This is a genomic window from Insulibacter thermoxylanivorax (assembly GCF_015472005.1).
In the GTDB taxonomy this organism is placed as follows: domain Bacteria; phylum Bacillota; class Bacilli; order Paenibacillales; family DA-C8; genus Insulibacter; species Insulibacter thermoxylanivorax.
Window position 1 is genome coordinate 1 of the sequence record NZ_BMAQ01000006.1, and the last position, 23,709, is coordinate 23,709.

Here is a 23,709-nt window from a genome sequence, read left to right on the forward strand (position 1 = left end):
GAAATCCGTTGATTTTGCTTGTTCGATTGGTTATGCTTCATCTAGAGCGTCCTCCTCTTATTAGGGCAGTGAATGTGCGCAACATTCGAGACCCAGCATACAGGAGGCGCTTTTTCTTTTCAAACCGCAAATTAATTCATTACAGGAATAGCTCCTTATCTTCCTTATCTTCCGTTTGCATGTCTGCCGCAAGCTCAACTTCCTCCGGGACCTGCTCATATCTTGCGCTCACCTGTTCAGCCATATGCCGCACCTCTTCTCGTAGCTGCAAGGGTTCGAGCACTTCCGCATCTAAAGCCAAGCTGTAGAAAAACTTAACCGCCCACTGCCATTCCTCTAAAGGACACATGAAATCAAGCAGCCACTGATCATCACTGATTTGCTTGACCTGCTGCCCGATATAGCGGTTTTGTTCGGCGAGCAGCGCTCCTCTGTAAGTGAGTGCTGCTCGGATGCGGATATGGCCGCTTAGCTTTGCGGCCTGTGCTTCCTCTTCGATCGGCTCCTCGCGCGGCGGCTTCTCCAGCTCTTGGATCTCTAACATGCGGTCAATGCGGAAGGTTCTTGTTTCACGATGCTCTAGAGAATACGCCTCCGTATACCAAAACCCGTGAGCCATATAGACACGTTTCGGCTTAAGATGCAGCCAGCGCTGACGGTTCTCAGAACGGTAATATACGCGGATCCATCTGGATGCCGCTGCATGACGCACGATGGTCTCCAGATGCGGAGTGGAGTACTCGCGGCTTGGGATATCCAGTTCCAGCCGGGTTAGAAGCGGTTCGATCTCATGCAGGGTCTGCTCCGGCAAGATCGCTCGGATCTTGTCCAATGCGGTCCAGCGAGCTTGATTGAACGGTGTATCCGCGATCTTCGTCATCGCATTCAGCGCGAACATCACCACCAGTGCTTCATCCGACGTAAGATGGAGCGGCGGCAGCTTGTATCCCTCCATCAAGCGATAGCCGCCCTGCGGTCCCGGCAGCGAATAGATGGGCACCCCCATCTCCGACAGAGCTTGCATATCACGGATGATGGTCCGCTTGGATACTTCTAATTTGTCCGCCAATGACTGCGCAGTTTCCGGCCGATGCTGCAGCGCCATGACGATGGCCATGAGCCGATCCAGCTTTCGCATCGCTTCTCCCTCCTGGAACAAGTCCACTATAACAAACAAATGGTGACAGCTTATGTGTCACCATTGATGTTAAATATTTGCTGTAATGCAGGGATTCATTCAGAAGATTATCCAGATGAAGAAGATCAGGATCATGATCAGCTGCAAGACGATCTTCATCACGACACTGGAGAATAAACCGATCAAGGACCCCAAGCCGACTTTAAGCGCGTGATTGAGGCTTTGGTTCTGCGTCAGTTCACCCAGTACGGCCCCCAGGAAGGGCCCCAGGATCAGTCCAACTGCAGGGATCACAAAGGGACCGATGAGAAGACCGATGGTCATTCCGATTACCGAGGCGCGGCTGCCGCCCACCTTCTTCACACTTATGGCGCCGACGGTATAATCGGCAATGATCAGGATCAGAAGGATCAGCGTCTGGATCGACCAGAACCAGATGCCGAATTCCTCAAAGCCGACCATGAATCCATAGACGAAAAATGCCCCATAGATCGCAAGAACACCCGGCAAGACCGGATAGATGGTTCCCAGCATTCCGATGATGAACAGCAGGATCACGAGGATCCACGCGAGAACGATCATAATCTCACCTAATCTCTAAAGTTAGATCTGATTTAAGCGGCGCCACAGTTCTTTGTTGCTGTAGCGTTTGTCCGAGCTGATATCCGGTCCAAACCAAGACGGAGGTTCGAAGCGCCGGGCTGCGACCTCATTCGGAAATTCCACTTCCACGACAACCAATGGATGATGACTGTACCGGTCGATCTCGATGATCGTATCGGAAGCAGGCAGCCGGCCCGTCGTTCTTTCTTTGGTCAGCGGGATCAAACGCGAGATTCTCATCAACTCATCATACAGCTGGCCCGTGATCGGTTGTTCCAGCTCTTCCCGCACCATTCCATATCCCTTCTTATAGGTGAGCACATATTCAGAAGCCGATGTTTGTACATCGGTTAACCGCCGTATGCGAAGCTCCTCGCCATCTGCCAAGGCCAGGTAAGTCTGCTCAATCTGCTGAATTTTCTGCACCTCGATCGTCCCATCTTGGATGAGCGAATCCGGATATGCAGTCAGCAGAAATTTTCGTTCCACTTCAAGGGCCAAGGTTTTACCTCCTATATGAAAACGACTATATGCTAAGAATACTTGTCCAGATACTCTATTCCACATGCATGTATAACGAATTCCCGGTAATGTCGTTACGTCGCCTTATACGACCAGCCTTCATCCCCGGTATAGATCATGAGCTTGCTCATACCGCCGTCGACGGTGATATTCTGTCCGTTGATAAAGCTGTTCTCCTCAGAGCATAGGAAGAAGATCGTCCGCACGATATCCAGGGGATGGCCGATTCGCTTCACTGGGTGTTGAAGAAGATCTTCTTCGGTGTGCTCAGGCACATAGTTCTGATCATAGGTGTGACCGGTATCGATCCATCCTGGAGCCACGGAGTTCACGCGAACCTTCCCAGCGAGGCTGACGGCTAACGCGTGGGTTAATGCGGTGATCCCGCCCTTAGCCGCTGTATAGCTTTCGGAGTCCGCTTGCGATTGAAAAGCCCGCGTCGAGGACAGATTGACGATCGCAGCATGCTCGCGAAAATGCGGCAGCAACAGCTTGGTTAGATAATACGGTGCAGTAACGCCGATCTTCAATGCCTTCGTAAAGTCATCGAAGGAACAATCGGACAGGATGCCGTTGTAACTGGTCATCGCATTGTTGATCAGATAATCAACAGCACCGTAATGTTCAACGACGCGAGCTGCAAACTCTTCTAAAGCAGCCTGCTCACTGATGTCCCCATGATAGAACAGCAACTCGCCGCCTTGGGCGCGGATCTCTTGCCCAAGCCGCTCCCCTGCTTCCTGATTAATATCGATGACTGCAACCTTCGCACCAGCTCGCACGAACTCTTTGACCAACACTTGCCCGATCCCCAGCGCCCCTCCGGTGACGACGGCAATCTTTCCTTGAAACTGTGCGTTCATATGTATCTCTCCTCACGTTCATAATCACGCAAGCGTGCTGCGGGAATGCCCGCACAAGACATTCCCGAGGCAATAAGATTAATCTTCAGGATCTGAGTTCATACGCGATATTCCGCCGCCATCCCTATGGTCGATGCGTTGATCCATCTTGTATGATTCAAGATCGTGTCGAGAGCAGCGGAACCGGTTCGCTTCCATCCGGCAGCATTCGTCATATTGTTCCGCCTTACAAATCACTCATCCTCGTCGATGACAGACTCATCGATGAGATATCTGCATCTGAAGCGTTCGATCCCGGGATATAACTCGTCGATGCTCTCTATGGTAAACCCGATATTCCGAAAGAAATCTACCGCCATCTCATCCGTCGTGACGGCATAAAGCTCCTTGGCATCCTCTTCAACTCCGATGAGTTCGAGGATTAAGCCGCGTCCGAAGCCGCTGCCTCGCATGCCGGGATGAACGGCGATGTGGCGGATTTCGATAACGCCGTTCTCTTGTTTCTCATAACCGATGATGCCGATCCATTCGTCTTCGTAAGCAAGCGCATAGATCCGGCAGCTTGGATTCGTCCGGTATTCTTCTACGATCTGTTCCAGTTCTTCCGGTTCCGGGGCAGGAACGATGCTGTAACTGAGCAGTTCCACCAGTTCTGGAATGTCCTTGAGCAATGATTTCACATCTTCAAACATAGAAGCACATCCTTGTTCATGATCAGTGATTAATTGTGGTTGTTGTTGCCGTCGTTGGGCTTGTTAGGATGGTAGTGACGATTTTTCTGAATATAGATGTCCAGAGCTTGAATCCCTCTTAGTCCCAACTCATGTCATCGCATGATTATTTACTGTTTATCGTTGTCTTGAGGCTCGTGGAACTTCCCTTGTTTGTACCATTCATAGACCTTGTACGTACCGAAGATCCAGGCCACCGTGAGCAGCAGCCATCTGAACATCCAGCCGTCCAGTTGATCCGTTTGAACCAGTTCCGAGAAATTGCTCACGATATACACGATCGCTGCGATGTCCACCAACAGCAGTAGTCCTTGCAGCAGGATCCATCCGAACAACTTGCCCTTTAGCAGTTTCATGAAAATAACCTCCCATAATTCTGCCGCTAGAAATTCTGATCTGCTTCGACAAATCTTAATCCCTATATCTTAATAATTAACGGAGGGATCGTCAATGCCAAGACGCTTACAGGTCGAAGATGCTGCGTACATGTTGTTGAGTTCGCGCATAAGAGGTTTTGTCCTGCTAACAAATTTAAGATTTTCGTTCAGAAATCTTAAAAAAATCAGGATCGCAGCTGGGCGGTCCTGACCTGATTCAGCACTTACACTTGGCTTAATCGTTTCAATGCTTCTTCCTCCGTAAGGACGAAGAAAACGTCCCTGCCTTTGTTGCATTCATAGATGAAATCCTGCAGACTCTGGCTTGAATAGACGGAGAAATCTCCCACGATGGCGATCTTCATGTGGTAATTGATGAATCTCTGCAAGATTTCGCCGGCAAGCCGTGTCTTTAAGTCGAAGAATTCCTCAACTACCGATGATTTATGAATCACCATATGTACGCAGCCCGTCTCGTAGCGCACCGTCGCCATTAGATCGAGCGCGGATTGTACGTCCTTTAAGATGATCCCCTCGCTCTGAACCAAAGCAATCTCGACGCCGTTTTTCTTAGCTGTTAAGATTCTCAATCAACGATTCCCCTTTTCTTGCTGTAATGATTACCTGATTCTTACCTCAGAAACGATATTCGAATCCCGTTTTGGTTCCCTTGCGGAAGCCGCAGCTTTCATAAAAATCATGTACCCCCTCCATCTTAGAACTCGTAAGCAGCATCACCTTATAACAATTGAAATTGCGTGCATATTCCAGAGCGTGCTCCAGCACCATGCGTCCATAACCCTTACGCCGATAATCAGCATGGGTCACGACGTTTTCGATCAAGGCATAGGGCCTTGCCCCCCTTGTCAAATTCAGCACCAATACGAGGACGCAAGTAGCCGCGAGCTTCCCGTCCACCTCTGTGACGATGATCTTCATCCTCTCATCGGCCAGCATCGCCCGCCAGTGATCCGTCAGTTCGGCAGGATCCAAGACCGGGTCATCCTCGTTTAGATAGCGGTACAGCTCGAGCAGCTGCGGCAGCTCTTCCTCTCGTATGGTGCGAACGATCGGTTTGCTCATGATTCCCCGTCCTTTCTCGTCTCGTTGTTTATATTCCAGCGGATGCAACCCCATCTTCCGATTCAGACTTTATCCAATCATACCATGCTTTAACATCGAGGACTAGAAGGGGGCGTTGCATCTTATTCCGGCATCTTAGTCTGAATCAGAACCTGTGTACAGTACAACTGATCTGTGATATAATCCGTGACAAATGTTGAGGTGATCAGCGTGAAAATTCGGAAAATCGATTATGTTGTATTCTTTATCTTCTGTTATCTCGTTACGATCGGCATCATCTATCTCATGGACAAACTGACGCCGGATATCTTCTTTCGGCTCATCGTTCCCACGCTCGCAACCAGCGCTATTCTGGGGACGATTACCAACTTCACGGTGAAGAGACAAAATAAAAACTAATGCCGGCTGCGGCATTAGTTTTTATTTTGGATCTTTGGTGATATTCCTCATTCTACCTCATGTTCCTGCGCATAGATCAGCTGACGGACTTTCTCCTGTTCTCTGTGAATCAGGTTCATCTTATTGTCCCAACAGGCTTGACTAAGATCAACGGGATATTCCACGGGGTTCATCGGCCGTTTGTACTCATCCCACAGGAGTTCCAAGTTTTGCTTCACGAACTCGCGGATCGTATGGATATCAGGCAGATCATAGACGAGTGTGCCCTTCTCGAAGATCGTCGTATGCAGTTCTCGAGCTTCGAAGTTGGTGACGAACTTCGCGATATGCGTGTAAACCGGATGGAACATCTTCAGTCTCGTCTCTTGCTGCGGATTCTCGTCCTGCAGGGTGATGTAGTCGCCCTCCGCCTTGCCGTTCCCCTTGTTGATGATCCGATAGACCTTCTTGATCCCGGGGGTTGTGATCTTCTCCGGATTGGAGCTGATCTTGATCGTATCCTGCATCTCTCCGTTCTCGTCTTCGATCGCTACCAGTTTATACACCGCACCAAGCGCCGGCTGATCGAAGGCGGTGATTAACTTCGTCCCGATCCCCCAGCTGTCGATCCGCGCTCCTTCCGCTTTCAAATTAATGATCGTATATTCGTCCAGATCATTCGAAGCAGTGATCTTCGCATCCGGGAAGCCGGCTTCGTCGAGCATTCTGCGCGCCTCCTTCGAGAGATAGGCCAGGTCTCCGCTGTCTAAGCGAATCCCTCTGAAGTTGATGCGATCGCCGAATTCCTTCGCGACGCGGATCGCATTCGGCACGCCCGAACGCAGGGTATCATACGTATCGACGACGAAGACGCAATCGCGATGATGAGTGGCATAGCTCTTGAAGGCTTCATACTCATCTCTAAAAGCCTGCACCATCGCATGGGCATGGGTGCCGACGATCGGGATGCCGAATTTCTTGCCGGCGAGAACGTTGGACGTTCCATCGAAACCGGCGATATAAGCGGCTCTGGTTCCCCAGACCGCCGCATCGATCTCCTGCGCCCGGCGGCTGCCGAATTCCAAGGCAGATCCTTCGCCGATCGCTTGCATCATGCGCGAAGCCTTGGTAGCTACTAGGGTTTGGAAGTTAACGATGTTAAGGATTGCCGTTTCGATCAGCTGCGCCTCTGCCAATGGAGCATCGATCTGCATGATCGCTTCGTTGGCGAAGCAGAGTTCCCCTTCCCGCATCGAACGAACGGTGCCGGTGAAGCGAAGTTGGCTTAGAAACTCCAGATAATCCCCCGCATACCCCTCTTGCCGCAAATATTCGATATCCTCTTCCGTGAAGCGGAAATTTTGCAGATATTCCACCACGCGTTCCAAACCAGCGAACACGGCGTAACCATTGCCGAAGGGCATCTTGCGGAAGAAGATCTCGAACACGGCTCTGCGATGATGCAGCCCTTGCCGCCAATAGACTTCCACCATGTTCAGTTGATACTTGTCTGTGTGCAAAGCCAAGCTGTTATCCGAATATTGGTTCATCAAGTAGTCCCTCCACGCTCTTAGATGACTGCGGCTCCCAATGTTCCTTTGAAATGACGAAGCGCCCATTCATGTCCTTGCGGATCAAAGCTGGCCACGCCTTTCTCATGGATCACGATATCGAAGCCTTTGTTATAGGCATCCACTGCCGTATGCAGGACACAGATGTCCGTGCAGACGCCGACGAGATGGATCTCCGTAATTCCTCTTGCCCGCAGCTGAATCTCCAGATCCGTGCCGGCAAAGGCGCTGTAACGCGTCTTATCCATCCAGTATACATGATCTTGATCCTTATATTGTTCATAAATTTCTTGCAGTTCTCCATACAGCTTCCGGCCGTCCGTTCCCTCGATATTGTGCGGCGGGAACAACTTCGTCTCCGGATGATAGGGATCGTCCTTCTTGTGCACATCGATGGCGAAGACGACGAAATCCCCTGCTTCGATGAATTCTTTGGTCAGTCTGATAATCTCCTGTTCAATCGCCTGTCCTGGCTGCCCGCAGGTTAACGCCCCCTGATCAGCAACAAAATCCCAAGTATAATCCACATTGATCAAAGCTCTCTTCTTCGTCATCCTGACTTCCTCCTTCTTGCATGTTTATAAAATAAACCGCAATCGAGCATGAGATCGACGAGTGATGACCTTAATAGGTTGCGGTATAGATGGATTGGTTAATCTCAATATCGTTGAAACGATACAATTGCGTCGGCTTCTTCGAGGTGCGCGTCGTTTTCTTGCCCTTTACCTCTTCAATGAACGGCAGAGATTTGATCTTACGGGCGAAAGCCGCATCGCTGACGATCGCAGGATCATCGGTTACGGTTAGCAGCACGGCGCGCAGCTCGGAGTACGTAAACTCCTCGGGCAGGAATCTTCGTGCGATCGTCGTGCCCAGCAGCTCTCTGGAGATGACCGCTGCCGCATCGCGAATGATCTCAGCATGGTCAAAGGCCAGATCTAACTGCAAGGCTTCCTGTATGGTGAACAGTTCAACCGCTGCCGCATCATCCTTGGCTTGCCGATTCTGCAGCGCATATTCCGGTACGATCGCATAGAAGGCATTGGTGATAATCCATCCCCGCGGATCCCTCCCCGGCCGATCATAGACGCCGAAATGCTGGAGATGAATCTGCTCCACTCCGGTTTCTTCTTTCAGCTCGCGCAGCGCTGTCTCATAAGAGGTCTCATTCTCATTGACGAAGCCCCCGGGAAGTGCCCATTTTCCTCCTTCGATATTCGGCAGCCCCTCGCTGTTCGTCAAGCTGCGTCTTATGAGCATGAGTTTCAGTTCCATCTGCGGCGGTTTATAGGGGACTCTGCCCTTCGAGATGATGGTGAATACGGCGATATCCGAAGTATAGCCATCGGGAGTGCGGTATTTCTTTACATTGTAGTGAGCCAGCGCTTCTTGGTTGGACATGGACGGCAATACTCCCTCCCTGTCAATTAACAATTAACTTTTTGTTAATTGATATAGTAACTCCGATGGCTTGTGAAGTCAAGCACAAATTAATCGAAAATGAACCGCGTCGGATCGTCCAACGCGGCATTGCTTGCTCCTGTATTGATCTGTCTCCAATATTTGCGGCGATATGCGGTTTACGCTCCGTTGCCGCCGGTTTAGTCCTGTCCCGCGATCTGCTCCTTGTACCACTTTGCGGCAGCAGCAACTTCCGTGCGCGTAAGTTGGTGACCGTGATCCTCCCAGTGTACGAAGACCTTCGCTCCTGCGCCTTCTAACAGCTTGGTCAGCTCTTCGCTTTCCTCAGGAGAACAGATCGGGTCATTGCGCCCTGCGCCGATAAACACGGGAGTACCGGCTAGATCTGGCAGCGCGATGCCGCGGCGGGGCACCATCGGATGATGCAGGATGGCCCCTTTAAGCGCCCCAGGGATATGGAACATCATGCTCGCGGCGATATTCGCACCATTGGAGTAGCCGACGGCAACGACTCGCTTCGCATCGAACCCGTACTGCTCCGCGCTCTTCTGAACAAAATCATGCAGTTCATGGGTGCGGAAGATCAGATCCTCCTCATCGAACACGCCCTCAGCCAGTCTGCGGAAGAACCGGGGCATCCCGTTCTCCAGGATGTTCCCGCGCACGCTCAGCACCGATGCAGTCGGGTCGATCATCTCTGCCAAGGGCAACAGATCACGCTCGGTTCCTCCAGTGCCATGCAGCAAGAGCAGTGTTGGTGCATGAGGATCCGATCCCTGCTGGTAGATATGCTTCATACCCGATCCTCCTCTAGTACGCGTACTTCGAAAGGTTTCAGCCCCCGTTCGATATAGGCGCGATGCGGTTCATACCACTCTGGCAGCTTAAGATGTGTGCCCAACTCGTCATAGGTTTCATCAGTGACGAAGCCTGGGGGATCCGTAGCGATCTCGAAGAGGATGCCACCGTATTCCCGGAAATAGATCGCGGTAAAATAATTCCGATCGACGATATTCGTCGGCTGTAAACCGGATGCTGCCACATGCTGTCTCCACTGCTCCTGTTCCTCCAGATCCTTCGCCCGCCATGCGATATGATGAACAGTTCCTGCACCGCCGTGACCACGCGGCACCTCATGCATGTTCACGTCAATGATGTTGCCGATGTCGCCAAGGGTGCGGAAGCGGACGAAGCCGTTCTCTTCTGCGATGCGTTCCAGACCCATGACATGATCAAGGACGGACATCGTATGTTGGGGAGCCAAGCTGTACAGCACAGCACCGCCGAATCCTTTGATCGCTTTGTCCGCCGGCACGCCGCCGAAGGACCATTTGCTGGCCGCTCCTTCCTCGCGTTCGACCAGCTCGATCTGTAAGCCGTCCACATCTTCCAAGCGTAGATACGTCTCGCCGAACCGTTTCTCTTCCGTATAAGGGATGGAGAACTTCTGCAGTCTCTCCCTCCAGAAGGACATCGAACCGGGAGGAATCACATAAGTCGTGATGCCGACTTGTCCGCTGCCTACTTTTCCTTTGCGCCCTTCCTCAAAGGGGAAGAACGTGATGATCGTTCCCGGACTGCCCACTTCATTGCCGAAGTACAGATGATACACCTCCGGTGCGTCGAAGTTGATCGTTTTCTTCACAAGCCTTAGACCCAAGACTCCCGCATAAAAGTCAACATTCTTCTGGGCATCCCGCACAAATGCGGTGATATGATGGATGCCGTAGGTTTTTAATGCCATGATCCGTTCCCTTCCTAATCGACACGATATTGTCCTAGAGTTTATTTTCTTGAAATTAAGATAAATATAACACAGTACATTTTTTTACGCGACTATTTCCCATATACAATATGTACCATTCGTGTAAGGAGTATGATGATCAGCCGTTTATGACCTTGGTATGAGGGGGAAGGTAGAATAAGGGAAGCGGGATTTCCGTTATTTATCAAGAAACAGCTGTTTGTTGAAAATAGGGGTAGTTAGATTTCTCTTATTTGATGAATAAACACTGTTTCTATGGATTTTTCCCCGGTTTATCGAAAATAACAGAAATTTGAATGACCTTATGTCATGCAAAATCAAGGAAATCTGCAAATAGAGGAAATTTCGCTTCCGTTATTACACGCATGATTCCAAAAAAAAAGGACAGCCCGCATCGTTCGTCCCAAGCAAACGATCTGCGGCTGCCCTCCTCCGATTCGCTTCAATTATGAGCTGTACTTCTGCAAGAGACGAGCCAACAAAGCCGTCCGCGGCACGATGTGATCCAGCTCGACGTATTCCTCTTCGGTATGAGCGCCGGCGCCAACAGCTCCTAAGCCGTCCAAGGTCGGGATGCCAAGCGCCGCTGTAAAGTTGCCGTCGCTCGCCCCGCCCGTCGAGGCTTCACCAAAGTCGAAGCCGAGTGCCGCCGCGATATCCTTGGCATCCTGATAGAGGCGGCGATTCAGCGTTTGCTCCATCGGCGGGCGGACCATGCCGCCGGTTACTGTGAGCTTCGTCTTCGCCAGGACGGGTTTCAGATTCATGATGAGATGCATGAGCCGCTCGGCCTCCTGCAGTTTCTCCACCCGGACCTCCACTTCCGCTTTCGCATAGGGACTGACGATATTGAAGGCCGTGCCGCCGGAAGCCGTGCCCACATTCACCGTAGAGCCCTGCTCATAATCAGTCAATCCCTGCAAATAAAGGATCTGATGGGCCAGCTCCTCCAATGCACTGACGCCGCTCTTGTGGTCGATGCCCGAATGGGCGGCAACGCCTTCGATCTCCAGGGTGAAGCGGCCGACTCCCTTGCGGGCGGTCTTCAGCTTGCCATCCGGACCTAAGGCCGGTTCGAGGACGAAGACCGCATCGCTCTTCGCCGCCTCCTCCTCGATCCAGCGGCGCGAGGTCGTGCTGGCGATCTCCTCGTCGGTATTGACGAACAGCACGATATTCTTCTTCGGCGCACCGAACTTGGCGACAGTATGCATCGCATACAGTCCTTGCAGCAGTCCGCATTTCATATCGAACACGCCGGGCCCGTATAACCGTCCGCCTTCCTGCCGGAACGGCCTAGAGCTTGCCTCGCCTTCCGGGAAGACAGTATCCAGATGGGTCAGGATCAGGATCTGTCCTTCCCCCTGCCCAAGATGCAGTTTCACTTGATCCCCCCGCTCGCTCTGCGGGATCACTTCAACCCGGCCGCCGATCAACGCCTGAAACCGCTCGATCACGAACTTCATCGCCTGATCGATGAGCGGTTTGTTGCGTGAAGGCGTGTCCATGTTCACCAATTTCTCGAGATCTGTCAGCAGATCCGGCAATTGCTCTGCGATATATCCTTTCCATTCACTCATAGGCGCTGTCTCCTTCATAAGCTCTGCATCCTCTCATCGATATTCCGCCAGCCACGCCTCGATCGCTTGCAGCCTTGCCGCCCGCTGCTGCGGTTTGCCCGCCGTCACATAAGCATGAGAAGCGCCGGGCAGGCGTAAGAACGCTGTTTCCTTACCCAGCCGCTTCAGCGCGATATACCATTGCTCCGCTTGCTCGATCGGACAGCGGTGGTCCTGTTCCGCATGGATGATCAGCACAGGCGTCTCGACCTGCGGGGCATAGCGGATCGGTGAACGCGCCATGATCGCCTGCTCATCCGTCCACAGATCCATGGTCCCGCCCAACTGGTGGAGGTTGTTGTAGAAGCCGTTGTCGCTGCTGCCGATCTTGCTGTACAGATTGCAGATAGACCGCTCCGTTACCGCCGCGCGGAAGCGGTGATCATGGGCGATGATCCAATTGACAAGGTACCCGCCGTAGCTTCCGCCCAGCAGATACAATGGTTCCCCTTCGTCCCTTCCTTCCTCAGCAAGAACCTTCTCCAGGAATCCGAACAGATCCTCGACATCGCCGCCGCCCCAATCGCCGACCACAGCGCGGGCGAAGGCTTGCCCGTAGCCCGTGCTGCCGCGGGGATTGCAGCAAAGCACGCGATAGCCAAGGCTCACCCAGTACCAGAAATCATAATGGAAGGCCGAGCCGTAGGCAAGATGCGGACCGCCGTGGATCCACAGCTGCGTCCCCTTCCGTTGGACCGGTTCTCCCTGCTCATCCATCGGCGTCATCGACCAGCCTTGGATCTCGAGTCCATCCTTGGAACGAACGCGGTATTCGCGTATCTCTGCCGGCGGCAGAGCGGCTGCGAAGGAGGCATGGTCATCCGTTAACGCTGTAATCTCGATCTTTTCAGCGTAACGCCATACGGCATGATACAACTCACCCGGCCGGCGCATGGAATCCCCGACGAACACGAAACGGATCTCTTGTTCATCATAAGATGCCAGATCGAAGGCGATGACATTGAGCGGCAGAGGGATCCGCGCCACCTTCTCTTCCTTCACCTTGAACAGGTACAGAGCTTGCAGCCCTTGTTCCGTTGCAAGGAAGAGGAAGGCTTCACCGCCGGCAGCCGGCGCAGCGATCCTCGCAGCCCCCGGCCGCTTGCTGTCGCTGATCAGATGGCTGCCGATGTGCAGTTCCGGCAGATGATCCAGCCAGATCGTTTCCTCTTTCTGAAGATTTATGCGGAACCACTTATCCAACTCTGTGCTTTCAGCTATATGCCGCTTGCCGATGCCCATCAGCGAGCCGTCCGCAGCGGGATACAGGGCGGAGATGGATTTGACCGCAGGACGGAAGCTGGTCTCTTCTCCCGCAGCCAGGTCCCGCACATGAATGGTCGGGAACTTATCCCGATCATCATCCTCCGGATAATCTGAAACGTAATACAGCTTGCGACCATCCGGCGTAAACACCGGCGTATGATGATCGGAGCGGCGGGTCGTCAGCTGCTGGACCTCGCCTGTCTCCAGATCGAGGAGGAACAGCTGGACATAGCCGTTTGTCATGCCTTCGCCGTCAAACTTATAGCGAAGACGGGTGATCCGATAAGCCGTCGGATTCACATCATTGACGCGGCTCGTGTAGACCACCTTGCGCCCATCCGGGCTGAATACATATTCCTTTACCTTCACCTCAGGGGTCAGGCGCTCAGCGGTGCGCTCCTCCATATGATACACCCACAGTTCATCCACGCCCCGAACCTTGCGCAGGAACCCAAGTTTCGTCCCGTCCGGCGACCACTTCGGGCTGTGGTCCTGAGGCAGCTCCCCTTGTTCCGCATCCGGCAGCAATGGTTCTTCAGCGCCGGTTCCTGTGTGATAGACGACCAAACGGCTGAGATAAGCATCCTGCTCCAACGACATCTGAGTTTTGGCCAGCACCACCCGCTCTTGATCGCAGGGATGGACGGCCGGTGTTCCCAGCAGGATGATCCTGCTCATATCCTGAGGTTTAAGCATGGCGCTCATCGATCTCCTTCCTCCGCGAAGTGGCAAGCCGCCCAGTGCCCCGGTTTCACTTCCTGCCACTTAGGCTCCGCTTGCCGGCAAAGCTCCTGCGCCCATGGGCAGCGGGTATGGAAACGGCAGCCGTTTGGCGGATTCAGCGGGCTGGGCAGTTCACCGCGCAGGGTGATCTTCTCCCGCTCGCGCTGCAGCTTCGGATTCGGCACCGGAATCGCGCTCATCAATGCCTGCGTGTAGGGATGTTTCGCATCCTGGAAGATATCCGACTTGCTTCCGAGCTCCACCAATTTGCCCAGGTACATCACACCGACCCGGTCGCTGACATGCCGCACGATGGACAGATCATGGGAGATAAACAGATAAGTAAGATCGAGCTCCTTCTGCAGCCGTCCGAACAAATTGACGATCTGCGACTGCACGGAAACATCCAATGCGGACACCGGCTCATCGCAAACGATGAACTTCGGCCGCAGGGCGATCGCCCGGGCGATGACGATCCGCTGCCGCTGCCCGCCGGAGAATTCATGGGGGTACTTGTCCATGCTGGAACGCGGCAGGCCGACCATCTCCAGCAGTTCCTGCACCTGCTTCGTCTCCTGCCCGCGGTGCAAGCCGTGGATCTTAAAGGGTTCCGCCAGGATCTGCCGAACCTTCATCCGCGCGTTCAACGAAGAATAAGGATCCTGGAACACGATCTGCATCTCTCTTCGCAGCCGTCTTCGTTCTTCGCTGCTTAGTTCCGATAGATCCCGGCCGTCGAAGACGACTCTGCCGGCCGTTGGGCGTTCTAAGTGTAGGATCGCCCGTCCCGTCGTTGATTTGCCGCATCCGCTCTCCCCCACGAGTCCGAGGGTCTCACCGGGGAACAGATCAAAACTCACGCCGTCAACGGCTTTCACCACTCGCGGTTTCTTAAGTGCGAATCTCTTGTTTGGATCACCGTAGTATTTTTTTAGTTGCTCAACTCTCACCAGAGGTTCCGCTGCCTGCGCTCCTCTTACCTCCACTCCTGCATCCTTATGCTCCGTTCTCTCACTTGATCGTGTACGCATCCTCACCCAACTCCCTTCACCGGATGCCAGCATGCTGCGGCATGCCCCTCATGGTCTTCCACAAGCGGCGGCATCTGATTGCGGCACTTCTCTGTTGCATAAGGGCAGCGCGGATGGAATGGACAGCCTTCCGGCATCTGTTTGAGGTCCGGTACGGAACCAGGAATGGTCGCCAGTTCGCCTTCGCTGACCTTGGTCATGTCCGGCATGCTCTTCAGCAGCCCGACGGTATAAGGATGCCGCGGCCGTTCGAACAGCTCCTCTACGCCTGCCATCTCCATCAAACGGCCGCCGTACATCACTGCCACCCGATCGGCGGCATCGGCGATCACCCCCATATCATGGGTGATCAGCAGGATCGAGGTATCGAACGCCGCCTTGATCTCCTTCAACAGATCGAGGATCTGAGCCTGGATCGTCACATCCAGAGCGGTGGTCGGTTCATCGGCGATGATCACCTTGGGATCGCAGGCAAGGGCCATGGCGATCATGATCCTCTGCCGCATGCCGCCGGACAGCTCGAAGGGATATTGCCGGTATCGGAGTTCCGGTTCAGGGATGCCGACGGCCGTGAGCAGTTCGATGACCTTTTGCTTCTTCTCTTTTTTGCTCAGCTTCTTGTGCAGCGTCAGCATCTCCTCGATCTGCTTGCCCACGGATGCGAGCGGGTTAAGAGCCGTCATCGGCTCTTGGAAGATCATCGACACCTCGCTGCCGCGGTATCGCCGCATCTCCTTCTCCGACAGGCGGCTGATGACCTCACCCTCCAAGCGGATCTCCCCTTGCTCGATCTGCGCTTGTTGGGGCAATAATTTCATGATAGTTAATGCCGTTAAACTTTTGCCGCTGCCGCTTTCACCGACCAGCCCGAGGATCTCACCGCGGTTCAGCGTAAACGACACATTCCTGAGCGCTGCCACGCGGCCGCCGCTTTGCTTGAAGGATACGGTTAGATTCTTAACACTTAACACCGCTTTAGTCATGCTGCCACTCCTTCGTTGATACATGGAATTGCCCTACATAATGCTGACTATGATAGGCAGCGATTTCAGCACAGGTCGCCCACCAGATCTCGGGATCTTCCCGCATCTTGCTAAGCATCTTCTCCAACGCAAGGATTCTGGATCCCCTGCCGCTCAGCCAGCTGTGCACGGTGAGCAGGAATAATCCGCCGAAGCGCTTGATCCCTTCGAACTCCTGCCGCCAAAGATCGGTCACCATCTGCGGATTCGTCGGCGGCGGTCCGGCATAACCGCCGAAGAAGCGGAAATAGATCGCATCATCGAGTAGCCACTGCACCGGTACTTCAGGCAGGCCGTCGATCCAGTAAGGATGGTCGAAGCCCATTAGCGAACTGTCATAGAGGATGCCGTGCCGCTTCAGCAGTTCGATGGTCTGCGGCGTCAATTCCCACGAAGGCGAGCGGTAACCCATGGGGCGCGGTCCGATGATCCGCTCGATCGCTTCCTTCCCCTGCACGATCGTCTCTTCGATCTCTTCCGTACTCAGCGCTTGCACATTCTCGTGCAGATAGCCGTGCAGTCCGATCTCGTGACCGCCGGCGGCGATTGCTTCCACCGCTTCGGGATATTTGTCAGCGATCCAACCGGGGATGAACACACTCGCACGAATCTCCAGGTGTGCCAGCATCTCCAAGATCCGATAGATGCCCTGCCGCGGTCCGAAGGCCCGCTGTTCCAATTCCGCGATGGCGCTGGACGGTGCATGACGCGTGCGCCACAGATAAGGAGTCTCCCCGTCAAAATCAATGGAAAACGCTGCTGCCGAGCGTTTTCCATCGGGCCATCGATAGGTACGTTCATGTATGCTGCCGTTTGCACTCATCTTGCTCCACTCACTTCTCTGGTTTTCGGTAGGTTCCGGCACTCTTGCCGCCGTCAACATGCAAGGTGCTGCCGGTGACAAACGAAGCTGCTTCCGAACACAGATACAAGATCGCCTGCGGTGCATCATCGGGACCGGAGGTGCGCCCCAGAGGAATCTGCGCGATCATGTTCTGCACATATTCCTCCGACAAGGCGCTGACCTCGCTGCCCGGAGCGAATCCCGGGATCACGCTGTTCACGCGAATGCGATAGGGCGCGAGCTCCAGCGCATATGCCCTCGTGAGCATCGCTAAGGCCGCCTTCCCCACGGAGTAATGTCCGCCTCCGATCTGAGTCGTATATGCCGCGCCGGAACTGATATTGATGATCGAACCTCGAATCCCCTCGGCGATCATCTGCTTCGCCAGCAGCTGGGTCAGCAGGAAGGGCGCGGTGACATTCACGCCGATGGAGGCCTGCCACTGCTCCAGGGACATGTCCATCAGCTGTTGGCGTTGATAGACGCCGGCGTTATTGATCAGGATGTCGGGCGCAGTCCACCTTGCCGCTACTTCCGCCGCCAGCTGCTGGATCTGCCGCGGGTCCGTCAGATCCGTGCGATGATACCAAACTTCCGATTGCTGCAGGGTTGGCAGTTGGAGCATCGCCTTCAGTTCTTCTTCCCGGATATCCGACAGGCACAGCTTGGCGCCCGCCTTTGCGAAGGATTCCGCGATCCAGCGGCCGAAGATGCCGGCGGCACCGGTGATGACGACCTTCTTGCCTCTGAATTGATCTCCGTAATCCATATTTCTCACTCTCCTGCATGCTCGTCTCAGCGACTCTTGTGCTTCGGATCGAGCCGATCACGGATATAGTCGCCGATCGTATTGAAGGACAATACGACCAGGAAGATCGCAAGTCCGGGGAATGTGGCGATCCACCAAGCGGATGCCGCATAATGCTGGCCCGTCGACATCATCGATCCCCAGCTCGGATTCGGCGGCTGCACGCCTAAACCTATGAAGGATAAGGATGCTTCAAAGAGGATCATCAGTCCCACTTCCAGCGTCGCCACGACGATCAGGGGCGGGATCAACTCCGGCAGGATATGCAGGAAGAGGAGCCGCGTCGGCCTTGCTCCCAGCGCCTCTGCTGCCTTGACATAATCGCGATTGACCGCAGCTAAGGTCGTGCTGTAAGCAACCCGGGCATAGCGCGGCCAGCGCACGATGCCCAGTACGATGATGAGGTTGATCAGTTTCGGTCCTAAGACTGCCACGGTGAGGATCGCCAACAGAAGGAATGGGATCGACATGAGCATATCCGCCAGACGCATGATGACCGCACCGACTGCCCCGCGGTAATAGCCGGCCATCATGCCCAAGAAACCGCCGAGCACACCGGATACCAAGACCGCTGATACAGCCACGATCAGCGATACGCGGGCGCCGTGGATGACGCGGCTGTAGATGTCGCGTCCGAGCTCATCGGTTCCCCAGATATAGGCGGCGCCGTCCGCACTAACATAGCCGGGTGCCTTCAGGCGAAGCGCCAGATCCGTGTAGGTTGGATCATGTTTGGCAAACCAGCCCGGAAAGAACGAAATGATGACAAATAACAACAGAACCAGCAGGAACGGAAGGATCACGATCCCATGTTTGCCTGCCAGAGAGAAGCGCAATTTCCGCGCAGGTCCGGTTGAAAGCGCGCCGCTGCCGTGCTTTGTGATCGGTTCATTCATGATGCGTCTCTCCTCAGCTTAATCCTCGGATCCACCAGTCCATAGAGCAGATCCGTGAGCAGGTTGATGATGATATAGATGGCCGATCCCAGCATGACCACGGCTTGCACCACGGGGAAATCCCGCGCATGGATCGCTTGGATCGTCAGCTGCCCCAGCCCCGGCCAAGCGAAGATCGTCTCAGTGATCACCGAACCGCCGAGCAGGTTCGCAAATTCCATGCCGAGCACCGTAAGGATCGGGATGCTGGCATTGCGCAGCAGATGGCGGGTAAGAATGCGCGGCGTGCCCGCTCCTTTGGAACGAGCCGTCCGCACATAGTCCTGACCCAATTGTTCTAACAGGCTCGAACGGGTCATCCGCGCCACCGTGGCGATCGACAACGAGGCGAGGGTGATCGACGGCAGGATAAGCGATTCGAGACCGTCAACCCCTGAGGACGGAAGCCAGCCCAGCCGCACGGATACGAACATGATCAGCAAGATCCCCGTCCAGAAAGCCGGCATGCTCTGCCCGATCAGGATAAGCGGCATGAAGAGCCGCTCCACCCAAGTCCCCTTATAGACGGCGGTCAGCATGCCGATCGGCACACCGATGATCACCGTCAAGATAAAGGCTGCCACCGCCAGATCCAAGGTGTAGGGGATGCGTTCCATGATCAGCTTGCTCACGGGTGCATTCTGGATATAGGACCGTCCCAGATCACCGGTCAGGATCTGCTTCAGATAGTCGATATATTGCTTGCCCAGCGGCTGATCAAGTCCAAGGGCTGCCCGCATGGCTTCGATTTCTTCAGCTGTAGAATCTTGCGGAACCATCAAGAGCACTGGATCTCCCGTCAGGCGCAGGATGAAGAAGATGATCGTCGCCACTCCCAGAAGCGAGACAAGCGCTTGTGCGATCCGCTGAACGACATAGTACATGACCTATCACTTCTCTCTGTTCGCAAAAAAGTTCTTGATGCTTAATTATTCAGCCCACTTCATATCTCTGATGAAGAAATTCTCCTGGGCATCCGGCTGCCATTCGATGTCCTTGGTGGCCCCGTAAAGGGCATGAACTTGGTACAAGCCGATTCCCGGCACATCTTCCTCCAAGATCTTCAGCGCTTCGCTGTAGAGTGCTTGTCTTGCCTCCGGATCCGTCGTCGCTCTGGCGGCATCTACCAGGGCATCATATTCCGGATTCGAATACGCGCTCCAGATCGTTCCCGTACGGAACAGCGGGAAGAGCGTGCCGTCCGCATCCATGCAGGAGCAGGACCAGATGCCGTAGCGCAGGCTTCCCCACTTGCGCTCAGGATCTTGAATCTTCTGAAGGAAGGTCGGATGGTCGCTGAGATTGATGTTCACTGTGATGCCGACCTTCGCCAGGTCGCCTTGAATCGCCTGTACGACGCGCTGGTCGAAGTTCTGCGAGGTAGCCAGCTCCAGGGTTACCCCATCCGGGTAGCCCGCCTCGGCCAGCAGTTCCTTCGCCTTCTCCGGATCGTAGTGATAGCCTTGCCGTGTCTCGTCATATCCGAAGGACAGCGGCGTGAGCACTTGCGTAACCGGAGAACCATAGCCGTTCAAGAGATTGTCGATGAGCGATTCATAATTAATCGCATAGGCAACGGCCTTATTCACAAGCGAATTCTTCGTCGGCGTATCATCGATCATATTGAAGGCGATGAAACCAAGGCGCTCCGTCGGCGTGGACAGTACTTGCAGTTTCTTGTTCGCTTCAATCGTCGGCACATCATCCGCTGTGATGCCGGTGATGATGTCGGCTTTGCCCGATTGCAGGTCAGCCACGCGGCTTGCGATATTGGCAACGAAACGGAATTCCACCCGGGCGATCTCCGGCGCGCCGTTCCAATAGTCCTCGTTCGCCGTCAAGACGATCGAAGTGCCGCGGTTCCAGCTATCCAACTGATAGGCGCCGCTGCCGATCGGATTCAAGTTAAACGCCTCATTGCCAACCTCAGTGACATAATGTTTCGGCACGATGCTCAGATTGACGAGCGTTGTGAGCAAGGTTGGGCTTGGATTCTCCGTTGTGATCTTCACGACATTGCCCTCGGCCTCTGCCGAAGCGATGATATTGAAGTTCGCCGCCTGCGGACTCTTAAACTCCGGATCCAAGATCCGTTCGATGCTGAAGACCACGTCTTCTGCCGTAAGCGGGTCTCCATTCGTGAACGTCACGCCTTCGCGAATCGTGAACGTCCACACCGTCTCCGACTCCTGCTCCCAGGATTCGGCGATCCACGGTTTGATCTCGCCCGTCTGCGGATCACGGCTGAGCAGGTTATCGAAGATGTTGCGGTATACGGCGAAGCTGTCGAAGTTATAATTCAGGCCCGGATCCAGATTCGCCGGCTCGTTCGTCAGATCGACAACCAGCGTGCGTTCTGCATGGTTTGATCCGGCATTCGACTCCCCTTGTTCTGCTTGATTGTTCGCATTGGACTCTGCTCCTTGCTTGGCGACGCTGCAGCCTGCCAGGATCAGAAGCAAGGCCAGGCCAATCATTAAGGCGATGTTTTTGGTAGATTTCATGGTTGGTTTCCTCCTTGCTGAGTCAGCACTCGGTGTTCTCTTCATCGAACCTTTCCGATTAATCATACTTGTCTAATCGGATTAGTTCGCATAAAAGTTAAACAATAATTTATCACCTGTTCATGCATTCGTCAATCAGTATTTATAAAAATTTTATAAACATGTTGTTCATCAACTTTGGTTGAGTAACGGCTGTTTAGAATCGTAGTTCTAACGGTTTGGCGGTTTAGCGAACTTTACATGGAAGGTTTTCAGGATGTCGTGGTGTTTCGCGAGATGGTATTTTATGTTTATTTGGTTGAAATTACATCAAAAAAAAAAGACAGTCCAATAGACTGTCCTTCGCAATAGATCGATCGATGATAGAATCTCCAAGATCTTACCCTGCTCCATAAGCTGACGACCAAACCGCGGTCAAAATCGTCCCGAACGAAAGATCGAGAGGATCAACCACGTAAAGAGCAGCAGGACGACGATAAAACCGATCTCGATCACGGGGAAGCGCCATAAGAACACATCGGAATCGCTTAAGGACATGCCTACGACGATCCCCACCATCACGATGCTTAAGGAAAGGATGATCACGCTGAACGTGAGACGGTTGCTGATGCGGTCCAGCCGCTTCATAATCTGATCCGCCTGCGGGGCAGATAATTCGATGCGGATCTGCCCCTTGCGGATGAGCGTCATCAGTTGTTTCACGCTCATCGGAATGTCGTAGATCATATCCACATATTCCGGCAGATCCTCCAGCCAGCTCCGCGCCAGCCGCTTAGGGCTGAACTGCTCCTTGACGAGCCTCTTGCCGAAGGGTTCAGCTACATCGAACACACTGAAATTCGGATCCAGCATGGAGACGACCCCTTCTAAGGTAAGCAGCGCCTTGCCAAGCATGGTGAGTTCCACCGGCACGCTGATCTGATGGCGGTATGCGACGTTGAACATATCCTGCACCGCCACGCTGAGGCGGATGATGCTGAACGGGACTTTGTAGTATTTCTCCCTGAGTTCGTCGATATCCGCATACAGCTGTTCCCGGTTCACATCATCGGGCACGACGCCCATGTTCGTAATCGCGCGGATCACGCCCTTCGTGCTCTGGTTGCGAAGGCCGATGACGAATTGGGAGAAATATTTTTTCATCGAGGGCGTAAGTCTTCCTACCATGCCAAAATCCAGCAGCACCAAGTCCTGATTGTCCATCACCAAGATATTGCCCGGATGCGGATCGCCGTGGAAGAACCCTTCCATGAGGATCTGCTGCAAGATCGTCGTAGTTAGCCGTTCTGCGATCAGCTTGCGATCATAGCCGGCGCGGTCGATCGCCGCCATGTCGGACAGCGGGATGCCCTCATAGTATTGCGTCGTAAGCACGCGTTTGGTGCAATAATCCCAATAGATCTGCGGAACATGGACATGTTCCCAGGACTTGCTCTGATAGACGAATTTCTCCCCGTTGCGCGCCTCGGCCGTATAGTCGATTTCCTGCCGCAGCGCCCGGGACAGCTCCTCGACGATCTCGCGAAGCCGATAGCGCCTCGCCCACTCCAGTCTCGCCTCAGCCAGTCTCACCCAATCTGCGATGATCTCCAAGTCCGTTTCAATCGTCTTCTCGATATTCGGCCGCTGAACTTTGACCGCCACCTTCGTGCCGTCATGAAGTTCAGCCCGGTATACCTGGCCGATCGAAGCACTCGCCATGGGTACCCGCTCGAAGCCGGCAAACATTTGATCGATGGGTTCGCCCAATTCCTGTTCGATGATCTTCACTGCCTCTTCATAGGGAAAGGGCGGCACATCGTCTTGCAGCTTCTCCAATTCCTTAATGATATGATGCGGGATCAGATCTGGCCTGGTGCTTGCAAGCTGGCCCATCTTGATGAATGTCGGTCCGAGTTGCTCCAGGATGGAACGCAGCCGCTCGCCAAGCGACTTGCTGCTGGCATCTCGTTCCTTGTGAAGCTCGCGGCGCAACGACGGCATCCATTCGAACAGCCCCAGCTGCTGTACGAGATGTCCGAAGCCGTTGCTTACTAGAGCCATAGCGATCTTCCGATAACGATTGATTCGGCGCAGTCGTCTGCCCGCAAGCATGATTGGCGGCCTCCTCTGCGTTATTGTGCTGATTCGTCGCTGCTTCGATCTGCAAGCTTCTCTTCAAGCTCTGCGATCCGCTGTTCCAAACGAGCGATTTCCCCTTTGGTCGCCAAGTTCGCCTGTTGGATCAGAGCATCCAGCCGCTCTTGGATCAAGCGCTCGATGTGCTGTTTCGTATCTTCGCCTTTCTTCAGCCATTCATCCACCACAGCCTTAGATTCTGCCCGGCTGAGCTCTCCTTTCTCCACCAGTTCCTCGACCGTCTTCTCGATCTGTTCCTTGCCGGCGGCCACGAGGCCAAGGCCGAGTCTCAGCAGTTTATCCATGGTATCCTTCATGTCGATCACTCCCTTGCGCAAGATAGGATCATGAGCATAATACTCGCTCTATTATTTCCTCCATATTCC

The 23,709-nt window shown here is 54.0% G+C and carries 25 protein-coding genes; 1 reads left to right on the forward strand and 24 read right to left on the reverse strand.

Annotated elements, in window-relative coordinates:
* Positions 1–139 precede the first annotated feature (139 nt).
* The 8 genes from PRECH8_RS04335 to PRECH8_RS04370 form a co-directional block, all read right to left on the reverse strand.
* Positions 140–1,138, reverse strand: coding sequence for a helix-turn-helix transcriptional regulator (locus PRECH8_RS04335; RefSeq protein WP_200965871.1), 999 nt, complete (start codon positions 1,136–1,138; stop codon positions 140–142).
* Between the two features lie 99 nt (positions 1,139–1,237).
* Positions 1,238–1,720 carry a DUF456 domain-containing protein gene (locus tag PRECH8_RS04340; RefSeq protein WP_200965872.1) on the reverse strand — a complete coding sequence of 161 codons (483 nt, stop codon included), beginning with the start codon at positions 1,718–1,720 and terminating at the stop codon, positions 1,238–1,240.
* 21 nt (positions 1,721–1,741) lie between these two features.
* Entirely contained in the window at positions 1,742–2,242 is a 501-nt protein-coding gene (locus PRECH8_RS04345; RefSeq protein ID WP_200965873.1) for a CYTH domain-containing protein, read from the reverse strand.
* A gap of 95 nt (positions 2,243–2,337) precedes the next feature.
* Complete coding sequence (locus PRECH8_RS04350) at positions 2,338–3,126, reverse strand: SDR family NAD(P)-dependent oxidoreductase (protein ID WP_200965874.1); 789 nt, start codon at positions 3,124–3,126, stop codon at positions 2,338–2,340.
* Positions 3,127–3,359: 233 nt separating this feature from the next.
* Complete coding sequence (locus PRECH8_RS04355; RefSeq protein ID WP_200965875.1) at positions 3,360–3,818, reverse strand: GNAT family N-acetyltransferase; 459 nt, start codon at positions 3,816–3,818, stop codon at positions 3,360–3,362.
* 149 nt (positions 3,819–3,967) lie between these two features.
* Entirely contained in the window at positions 3,968–4,213 is a 246-nt protein-coding gene (locus PRECH8_RS04360) for a hypothetical protein (RefSeq protein ID WP_200965876.1), read from the reverse strand.
* A 245-nt stretch (positions 4,214–4,458) separates the two neighbouring features.
* Positions 4,459–4,824 (reverse strand): DUF4180 domain-containing protein, encoded by a 366-nt coding sequence (locus PRECH8_RS04365; RefSeq protein ID WP_200965877.1) that lies wholly within the window; start codon positions 4,822–4,824, stop codon positions 4,459–4,461.
* 46 nt (positions 4,825–4,870) lie between these two features.
* Entirely contained in the window at positions 4,871–5,317 is a 447-nt protein-coding gene (locus PRECH8_RS04370; protein ID WP_200965878.1) for a GNAT family N-acetyltransferase, read from the reverse strand.
* A 210-nt stretch (positions 5,318–5,527) separates the two neighbouring features.
* Between PRECH8_RS04370 and PRECH8_RS04375 the strand changes: the two genes are divergently transcribed.
* Complete coding sequence (locus tag PRECH8_RS04375; protein WP_200965879.1) at positions 5,528–5,716, forward strand: hypothetical protein; 189 nt, start codon at positions 5,528–5,530, stop codon at positions 5,714–5,716.
* Positions 5,717–5,763: 47 nt separating this feature from the next.
* On the opposite strand, the gene PRECH8_RS04380 is transcribed toward PRECH8_RS04375, so the two are convergent.
* From PRECH8_RS04380 to PRECH8_RS04455, 16 genes are all read right to left on the reverse strand, one after another.
* Positions 5,764–7,245: a nicotinate phosphoribosyltransferase gene (locus tag PRECH8_RS04380; RefSeq protein ID WP_200965880.1), complete on the reverse strand. Its 1,482-nt coding sequence runs from the start codon at positions 7,243–7,245 to the stop codon at positions 5,764–5,766.
* 20 nt (positions 7,246–7,265) lie between these two features.
* Positions 7,266–7,820, reverse strand: coding sequence for a cysteine hydrolase family protein (locus PRECH8_RS04385; protein WP_200965881.1), 555 nt, complete (start codon positions 7,818–7,820; stop codon positions 7,266–7,268).
* Between the two features lie 70 nt (positions 7,821–7,890).
* Entirely contained in the window at positions 7,891–8,667 is a 777-nt protein-coding gene (locus tag PRECH8_RS04390; RefSeq protein ID WP_200965882.1) for an NUDIX domain-containing protein, read from the reverse strand.
* 200 nt (positions 8,668–8,867) lie between these two features.
* Positions 8,868–9,485 carry an alpha/beta hydrolase gene (locus PRECH8_RS04395; RefSeq protein WP_200965883.1) on the reverse strand — a complete coding sequence of 206 codons (618 nt, stop codon included), beginning with the start codon at positions 9,483–9,485 and terminating at the stop codon, positions 8,868–8,870.
* The gene (locus tag PRECH8_RS04400) at positions 9,482–10,432 is read right to left on the reverse strand and encodes a ring-cleaving dioxygenase (RefSeq protein ID WP_200965884.1); all 951 of its coding nucleotides are present in this window, start codon (positions 10,430–10,432) and stop codon (positions 9,482–9,484) included. The genes PRECH8_RS04395 and PRECH8_RS04400 overlap by 4 nt, the downstream gene beginning before the upstream one ends.
* Before the next feature lie 467 nt (positions 10,433–10,899).
* Positions 10,900–12,033, reverse strand: coding sequence for a M20 family metallopeptidase (locus PRECH8_RS04405; protein ID WP_200965885.1), 1,134 nt, complete (start codon positions 12,031–12,033; stop codon positions 10,900–10,902).
* 33 nt (positions 12,034–12,066) lie between these two features.
* On the reverse strand, positions 12,067–14,043 hold the full coding sequence (locus tag PRECH8_RS04410) for a S9 family peptidase (RefSeq protein WP_200965886.1): 1,977 nt from the start codon (positions 14,041–14,043) through the stop codon (positions 12,067–12,069).
* On the reverse strand, positions 14,040–15,092 hold the full coding sequence (locus tag PRECH8_RS04415; RefSeq protein ID WP_200965887.1) for an ABC transporter ATP-binding protein: 1,053 nt from the start codon (positions 15,090–15,092) through the stop codon (positions 14,040–14,042). The genes PRECH8_RS04410 and PRECH8_RS04415 overlap by 4 nt, the downstream gene beginning before the upstream one ends.
* Positions 15,093–15,094: 2 nt before the next feature.
* Positions 15,095–16,075 carry an ABC transporter ATP-binding protein gene (locus PRECH8_RS04420; RefSeq protein ID WP_242457434.1) on the reverse strand — a complete coding sequence of 327 codons (981 nt, stop codon included), beginning with the start codon at positions 16,073–16,075 and terminating at the stop codon, positions 15,095–15,097.
* A complete protein-coding gene (locus tag PRECH8_RS04425; RefSeq protein ID WP_200965889.1) occupies positions 16,068–16,994 on the reverse strand; it encodes a polysaccharide deacetylase family protein in 927 nt (308 codons plus the stop codon). The genes PRECH8_RS04420 and PRECH8_RS04425 overlap by 8 nt, the downstream gene beginning before the upstream one ends.
* On the reverse strand, positions 16,948–17,727 hold the full coding sequence (locus PRECH8_RS04430) for an SDR family NAD(P)-dependent oxidoreductase (RefSeq protein WP_200965890.1): 780 nt from the start codon (positions 17,725–17,727) through the stop codon (positions 16,948–16,950). Before PRECH8_RS04430 ends, PRECH8_RS04425 begins: the two co-directional genes overlap by 47 nt.
* 26 nt (positions 17,728–17,753) lie before the next feature.
* On the reverse strand, positions 17,754–18,662 hold the full coding sequence (locus tag PRECH8_RS04435; protein WP_200965891.1) for an ABC transporter permease: 909 nt from the start codon (positions 18,660–18,662) through the stop codon (positions 17,754–17,756).
* The gene (locus tag PRECH8_RS04440) at positions 18,659–19,585 is read right to left on the reverse strand and encodes an ABC transporter permease (RefSeq protein ID WP_200965892.1); all 927 of its coding nucleotides are present in this window, start codon (positions 19,583–19,585) and stop codon (positions 18,659–18,661) included. The genes PRECH8_RS04435 and PRECH8_RS04440 overlap by 4 nt, the downstream gene beginning before the upstream one ends.
* A gap of 45 nt (positions 19,586–19,630) precedes the next feature.
* Positions 19,631–21,205 carry an ABC transporter substrate-binding protein gene (locus PRECH8_RS04445; protein WP_200965893.1) on the reverse strand — a complete coding sequence of 525 codons (1,575 nt, stop codon included), beginning with the start codon at positions 21,203–21,205 and terminating at the stop codon, positions 19,631–19,633.
* A 414-nt stretch (positions 21,206–21,619) separates the two neighbouring features.
* On the reverse strand, positions 21,620–23,299 hold the full coding sequence (locus PRECH8_RS04450; RefSeq protein WP_200965894.1) for an ABC1 kinase family protein: 1,680 nt from the start codon (positions 23,297–23,299) through the stop codon (positions 21,620–21,622).
* Positions 23,300–23,319: 20 nt separating this feature from the next.
* Complete coding sequence (locus PRECH8_RS04455; RefSeq protein WP_200965895.1) at positions 23,320–23,640, reverse strand: phasin family protein; 321 nt, start codon at positions 23,638–23,640, stop codon at positions 23,320–23,322.
* Positions 23,641–23,709 lie beyond the last annotated feature (69 nt).